We start from the raw sequence: 7,142 nt of genomic DNA, 5'->3' as shown, positions 1-7,142 counted from the left end.
GACCTCAAAAATAAGCTCAAAATCTAACAAAGCTAATTTATAGAACCAGCCTTAACCAGAATAACCAAAGTTAGAAATGAAGAATTATCGTTATATATTAGTTAGTGTGCTCTTATGTTTAGGGACAACACTTGTGGCTCAAAATAAGAGTCTTACCATTCTCCACACAAACGACACCCACAGTTGTATATATCCATTAAACCCGAACTTAGCAGATACCATGCTTGCAGGGCGAGGGGGATTTATTCGAAGAATAAAGATGCTGAAAGAGGAAAGGAAGAAAGACCCTCAGCTGTTACTTTTCGATAGTGGCGATTTCAGTCAAGGATCACCTTATTATACCTTATATAAAGGAGAGGTAGAGGCAAAGTTGATGAACGAAATGAAGTATGATGCTGGTGTGCTTGGCAATCATGAGTTTGATTTTGGAATGGACAACCTGGCTCGTCTTATCAAACAATTAAATTATCCTGTCGTATGTAGCAATTATGACTTTACGGGAACTGTTTGTGAAGGTTTGGTAAAGCCGTATATTATACTGAAGCGCAAAGGAATTAAGATTGGTGTGTTTGGACTCTCGCCAGAAATGGAAGGACTTGTAGATTTGAAGAAGTGTGAGGGAGTGAAGTATTTAGACCCTATCAAAGTAGGGCAGCAAATGGCTTCTCTCTTAAAAGATAAATACAAGTGCGATTTAGTGATTTGTTTATCGCACATGGGTTGGTTGAAAAAGGGGATGAGCGAACAACGTATAATTGCACATACCCGGGGCATAGACCTACTGTTAGGCGGACACTCTCATACATATTTCCAATCTCTAAGATATGTTAAGAATTTGGATGGAAAAGAGATACCTGTTGATCAAAATGGGAAACATGCCATTTATGTAGGAAAGTTGCTATTGCAATTCAAGAAAAAATGACAAAACATTTGGCGTAGGAATAAAGAAATTTCACTCTGGGTGAGTTTTATAAATTACCATCGTAGCATACGTTTTAGGGCTTGACGAGACTAATTTATGGAACTCACCCTATTTGTTGGTGTGTTCATCTTTATTCAAAATAGAATGTCAAGACTATCATCTTGGAGCGTGCTTCGTTGGTAGCGTTGGTGTAAGGTATCATGTTCTTGTCTTTGATACCTTTGATATGATTCTTATCATAGCTGTTGGTGAGTCCAAACATAAATTTAAGTTCTGGTCTTAGCTTGAAGTATTGTAGATAAAAATCACACCCCACGCCTATTTCTGCAAATACATCGTAACGCTTCAGGGCTACAAACTGGTCGTTTTTCCCATTGAGGTTAATCATAGGGTTCACCCCTGTAATTAAATAGGGTCGGTGGTTATTAAATCTCGGCGCAGCGAAGATAACATCCAAGGCGGAGGAGATGTAAGCGGTTTTCATGTCTTGTCGCTGCTCCGTTGGCTTTCCTTTTTTATCCAACATGCCATAGTCGCGGAAAGTTAAGTGTCGATTTCCGAAGTACATGGCAGGAGCAATGCGAAACTGAAAGTGCTTACTGAGCCTCATTTCTGCAAGTACTCCCACTGTGAGTCCTGCATCCCATCTATCTTGGTCAACGGTAATGAGACGTTCTGACACACTCCCGTCTTCGTGTGTGAGATGTTGAATACCTACATTATTTAATTCAACATCTTGTACATGAGTACCCAATAATACGCCAAAGTGCAGTGGGCGTAAATCTGCGTAGGGACGATTTTGGACGACACGGTCTATCTGTGCAACGCACTGAACCCATGAGGCAACAAATAAAATTGTACAAAGCACTGTCTTCTTCATGTTGGAATAACGTAAAATCTACCGTCATATTGCTAATTGGCACAAGTTCTTTAGCGGACACAGCTCTTTTTATTGATGGGCAATGTTGTTCAACAACAATCATTTTTTTTGTATTAACAACAAATTAAACGAAAAAAAAACAAATTTAATTGCTGGTATCAATGAACGCTGGCGTTCATTGTCTTGTTGAGTTGATTCGTTTCATTTGTTAAATTCGTTGTTAACAATATTTTCTTTCAACGAAATAACCGTGCCCTTCCGTTGCTATAATATTTTTGTTTGCTGTCCGTTGCATCGGAGTATCACGGATATTGTCCATGCTGTTCCGTTTGAGATGTTGCGCAGCGAGGTTGTGCGCCCTGCAAGGGCAAAAGCAAATGTAACGAAATAATAATCAATTGCTTTTGTCCTTACAGGACGTAATTAGCTCAATACATCTAACCTCAGGGTGATACCCTGGGCTGTAAGCTTTTGGGCTTTCAGCCCGTGAATTTGTGTCAACAACAATCATTTTTTTTGTTTTAACAACAAATTAGACGAATGAATTTAGTAAAAACACACAACATGTTGATGTCGGTAGATTTGCTTTCTATGTTTAATTTGTTGCTCCAACATAAGCACATCATTGTTTTTGACTACAAGCGACTTTTTGTTAATAAATGAGTCCTACTATTATTATCTATACCATGCTCTTTGTGGCAATAACCTCAATGAAATGGGGGTGTAATTATTGTCAAAATATTTAACAAGTACACGTTTATAATTCGAATATTTGCAACCAACTTTACTTTCGGTCGCAAATACGCGAGTTATGCGATAGTTTTGTAACTCGTTGTTAATTAAGTGATTATGCGCAATCGTACGCTTGAAGTCTCGTTTTTGTTCTTTTTTTGTCCCCAAAAAGCATCAAAAAACGGCGTTGTAACAATGCTTTAGTGCCTCAATAGTAACTTAGTAAGGGTGTTATTCACATGTAATAGTTGCCTTAACTCAATGCTTCAGCGAGCCAACAGCACTTTTTACGTCCAAAAATGCCGTTTCGCCTGCTTTTTTCACTCTTGTCTTTTTCTATTTCGCAACTTTTCAATTGCGGTTTTATTGTCATTTATATTGACAAAAATAGGAGAGCGGACGTTCTTATTTCGACGCAATATTTATTGAATGAGAACCGGGTGGAAGAGGTCTAAAAATTACTCACAATATATGGTGGTAATTCATAGAACCAGCCTACAACAAAGAACGCGATACCGAACCATGGCGGCTCATTTACATTGGCTATTTATGGTTTTCACCTAAAAAAAAGTAGTATCTTTGTCATCATCAATCAAAGAAAAGATATGCTTACAGAGAAACAACAACGCACGGCGGCTGCCGATTTTATAAAAAGATGACAAGGTAGGGGATATGAGAAGGGCGAGAGCCAACTGTTTTGGATTGACTTGCTCACCAATGTCTATGGCATTAGCGACGCAGCCAACTTCATTTGCTTTGAGCAGCAGGCGAGGTTGGACCACACATCGTTCATCGATGCCATGATACCCTCTACGCATGTCATGATAGAGCAGAAGTCGTTGGGCAAGAACTTGCGGCAACCCATCAAGCAGAGCGATGGCAACATGCTCACACCCTTTCAGCAGGCGCAACGCTACAGTGCCGTGCTGCCTTACTCGGAGCGGCCACGATGGATTGTTACTTGCAACTTTGCCGAGTTTGACGTGTACGACATGGAGAACCCGAAGGGTGAGCCTTCTCGCATAGAACTGAAAGACTTGGAGCGGGAGTACTACCGATTGCAATTCTTGGTAGAGGTGCGCAGTGTGCATCTGGAGCGCGAACTGCAGGTGTCCATGCAGGCTGGTGAGATAGTGGGGAGGATATACGATGAGTTGATTAAGCAGTACGATGAGACCGACCCCATGGCGCTCCGCTCGCTCAACATCTTGTGTGTGCGCTTGGTGTTTTGTCTTTATGCCGAAGATGCAGGGGTGTTTCCACGGCATGACATGTTCCACGACTACTTGGAGTCGTTTGATGTTCCTTCTATGCGCATGGCGTTGCTGCAACTCTTCGATACCCTCAACACGCCTACCGACAAGCGCAGCAAGTATATACGTCCCGACTTGGCTGCCTTTCCCTATACCAACGGTGGACTGTTTGCCGAAGAGACGGACATTCCACAGTTCACTCCCGAACTAAGAAACACGCTCTTAAAACATGCCTCACTTGACTTTGATTGGAGTCTGATATCGCCCACCATCTTCGGAGGTGTGTTTGAAAGCACGCTCAACCCCGAGACTCGTCGTGCCGGTGGCATGCACTACACCTCGATAGAGAACATACACAAGGTGATAGACCCGCTGTTTATGAACCAACTAAGGCGTGAGTTTGAGGCGTGTAAAGAGCTGCCAAACGACAAGAAGCGTGTGGCTGCACTACTTGCACTGCAAGACAAAATGGCTGGGTTGCGCTTTTTTGACCCTGCTTGTGGCTCAGGCAACTTCTTGACAGAAACGTATTTGTCACTTCGCCGACTGGAGAATGAAATCCTCAGCATCGTATATAACCAAATAGAACGTAGCATTTTTGAAAATCCTATCAAGGTAAACATCCACCAGTTTTATGGCATCGAGATTAACGACTTTGCCGTTACCGTGGCTACCACCGCCCTTTGGATAAGCGAGGCGCAAATGATAGCCGAGACGGAACGCATCGTCAATCACGATATCGACTTCCTGCCGCTCAAGTCGTATGCCAACATTCACGAGGGAAACTCGCTCCGCACCGACTGGAACAGCGTCTGCAACAAGAACGAGCTTGATTACATCATTGGCAATCCACCGTTTGTGGGCTACTCATTGCAAAGCAAGGAACAAAAAAGTGACCTGCTGCAGGTCTTTGTCGACAAACAAACAGGAAAGCCATATAAGACGGCAGGCAAGATTGATTATGTTTCGGCTTGGTTTTACAAGGCTGCCGAAATGATGCAAGGCACCAATATTCGTGCCGCTTTGGTGTCTACTAATTCCATTACCCAAGGCGAGCAAGTAGCCGCAATATGGAAACCATTGCAAGAATTGTTTGGTATTCATATCAATTTTGCACACCGCACGTTTCAATGGGACAGCGAAGCTGCCATCAAAGCACATGTGCATGTAGTAGTCATTGGATTTTCGTGTACTGTGGATGATAATCAGCTAAAAATGATATTTGACAAAGGGCAGACGATTCAGGCAGAACATATCAATGCTTATCTGATGGATGCACCTGATGTTTATATTGAAAGTAGAACGTCAAGTTTGGGTGATGTTCCAGCCATGTGTAGAGGGTCACAACCGACAGACGATGGAAATTTAGTATTGACAGCAGAAGAAAAAGACGAATTGTTGGCAGCCGAACCACAAGCGAAACCATTTATAAGACCGTTTATGATGGGCAAGGATTTTATATGTCGACAGCCTCGTTTTTGTTTGTGGTTAGTAGGAGTCAGTCCTGCTGACATAAGGAAATGCCCTAAAGTAAGGCAACGGATAGAAAAAGTAAGAGACTTTAGGCTTGCAAGCAAAAAGGCAGCTACTCAAAAGAAGGCGGACATTCCGATGCTCTTTGATGAAATAAAAGATTGTAAGACTGCGTATGTTGCGATACCAAAAGTGTCTTCTGAACGGCGGAGGTACGTGCCAATGGATTGGCTGAAGCCCGAAGTGATAGCTGGAGATAAATTATTTATGGTTGCCAATGCTACGCTTTACCACTTTGGTGTGTTGGAGAGCAACGTGCACATGGCGTGGATGAGAGCGGTATGTGGACGGTTGAAAAGTGATTATAGCTATTCAAATACTATTGTGTACAACAACTTTCCGTGGCCCGAGGCTACCGATGAGCAGCGTGCGGAGATAGCACAGGCGGCGCAGCGCATATTGGACGCACGCCAACTGTACCCCGACTCGAGCCTTGCCGACTTGTACGACCCCACGCTGATGCCCCACGAACTGCTGAAAGCCCACCGTGACAACGACCGACTGGTAATGCGCCTTTATGGCTTTCCCACCTCCATGACCGAAACAGAGTGCGTTGCCCAACTCTTCAAGCTATACCAAAAGAAGTGTAAAGGGTAAAAATGCCAATGTTAAACAGGCAAATGTTGCCCAGCTATTTGTGCACATTTGGTAAGTTGTTAGTGGATGGTTAATAAATTATTAGTGGATAGTTGGCAAGTTATGTTGGATATTTGACAAATTGTTCATGGTTCGTTGGCATGGTCTTTATGGTTTGGTGGCATACTGTTAATGGATAATTGACAAGTTGTTAGCGAATAGTAGACAAGTAAAAATAGCAAATATGTATTATAATATATACGTCTCGAAGAGGCAAAAGCCTCAACTTTGTGGCACCGCATCGAATAATGTTGCATCGTTAATGTACGCCTCGAATAGTCAAAAGTTTATTCTTTGTGGCAACGCTCTGGGTGATGATTCTACGTTAAAACCTTCTTTGACGTGGCAACAATGCAAATTTTGTGGCAACGCTCTGGGTGATGATTCTACGTTAATACATTCTTCACCGTGGCAACAATGCAAATTTCGTGGCAGCGCATCGAATAGTGCTGCGTCGTTGGCACACGCCTCGAATAGTCAAAAGTTTATTCTTTGTGGCAACGCTCTGGATGATGATTTTACGTTAATACATTCTTCATCATGGCAACAATGCAAATTTCGTGGCAACGCTCTGGGTGATGATTCTACGTTAAAACCTTCTTTGACGTGGCAACAATGCAAATTTCGTGGCAACGTTCTGGGTGATAATTCTACGTTAATATATTCTTCATCGTGGCAAATACACAAATTTTGTGGCAACGCATCGAATAATGATGCATCGCTAATGTACGCCTCGAAGAGGCAAAAGACCACAGCCCAAGGTAACACCTTGGGTAAACATGCGTGCGTTGACTTGCGCCCTGTAAGGGCAAAAGCGCTACATATCAACGCATTACGCATGCTTTTGTCCTTACAGGACGTCCNCACNCCNTTCAACATTACCNGGGGTGTTACCCCAGGCTGTATGCTATTGCCCCTTCGGGGCGCACATCACATGGAACATTAAACGCACATCACAATTTATAATATTAATATCAAATGCAACATTTATCGCAATTCAAATTTATTATACGAACATAACACATATCGTTCACCTCAAATCAAATTTATGATGNCAACGTTACCTACAACATTCGACGATAATAATACATCGCTCATTTACACCTCGAAGAGGCTAAAGCTTAATTTTTGTGGCAACTCTTTGGTTGATGATTCTACCTTAATATATTCTTCGTCATGGCAACAA

3 protein-coding genes and 1 pseudogene are annotated in these 7,142 nt (G+C 42.5%); 3 read left to right on the top strand and 1 reads right to left on the bottom strand.

Annotated features, from left to right (window positions below; genetic code table 11):
• The first annotated feature begins 76 nt into the window (after positions 1-76).
• The gene (locus tag HMPREF9304_RS08575; protein ID WP_036928220.1) at positions 77-922 is read left to right on the top strand and encodes a bifunctional metallophosphatase/5'-nucleotidase; all 846 of its coding nucleotides are present in this window, start codon (positions 77-79) and stop codon (positions 920-922) included.
• Between the two features lie 130 nt (positions 923-1,052).
• On the opposite strand, the gene porT is transcribed toward HMPREF9304_RS08575, so the two are convergent.
• Positions 1,053-1,802 carry a type IX secretion/gliding motility protein PorT/SprT gene (gene porT, locus HMPREF9304_RS08570; RefSeq protein ID WP_036928219.1) on the bottom strand — a complete coding sequence of 250 codons (750 nt, stop codon included), beginning with the start codon at positions 1,800-1,802 and terminating at the stop codon, positions 1,053-1,055.
• Between the two features lie 1,409 nt (positions 1,803-3,211).
• Between porT and HMPREF9304_RS15240 the strand changes: the two are divergent.
• A pseudogene (locus HMPREF9304_RS15240) lies at positions 3,212-3,688 on the top strand (type IIL restriction-modification enzyme MmeI); the annotation flags it as partial.
• Positions 3,689-3,718: 30 nt separating this feature from the next.
• The gene (locus HMPREF9304_RS08565; protein ID WP_309597580.1) at positions 3,719-5,917 is read left to right on the top strand and encodes a class I SAM-dependent DNA methyltransferase; all 2,199 of its coding nucleotides are present in this window, start codon (positions 3,719-3,721) and stop codon (positions 5,915-5,917) included.
• The last annotated feature ends 1,225 nt before the right edge of the window (positions 5,918-7,142 follow it).

This window comes from Hoylesella timonensis S9-PR14 (genome assembly GCF_000762405.1).
GTDB classification, from domain to species: Bacteria; Bacteroidota; Bacteroidia; order Bacteroidales; family Bacteroidaceae; genus Prevotella; species Prevotella timonensis_A.
Note: the sequence above shows the minus strand (reverse complement) of the source record. Positions and strands in the feature narration are given on the sequence as shown.

What these genes read in the sequence shown, in the direction of transcription:
- HMPREF9304_RS08575 (WP_036928220.1), top strand. Translation starts at nt 77, where the DNA reads ATGAAGAATTATCGTTATATATTAGTTAGTGTGCTCTTATGTTTAGGG.
- porT (WP_036928219.1), bottom strand. Translation starts at nt 1,802, where the DNA reads ATGAAGAAGACAGTGCTTTGTACAATTTTATTTGTTGCCTCATGGGTT.
- HMPREF9304_RS08565 (WP_309597580.1), top strand. Translation starts at nt 3,719, where the DNA reads ATGGCGCTCCGCTCGCTCAACATCTTGTGTGTGCGCTTGGTGTTTTGT.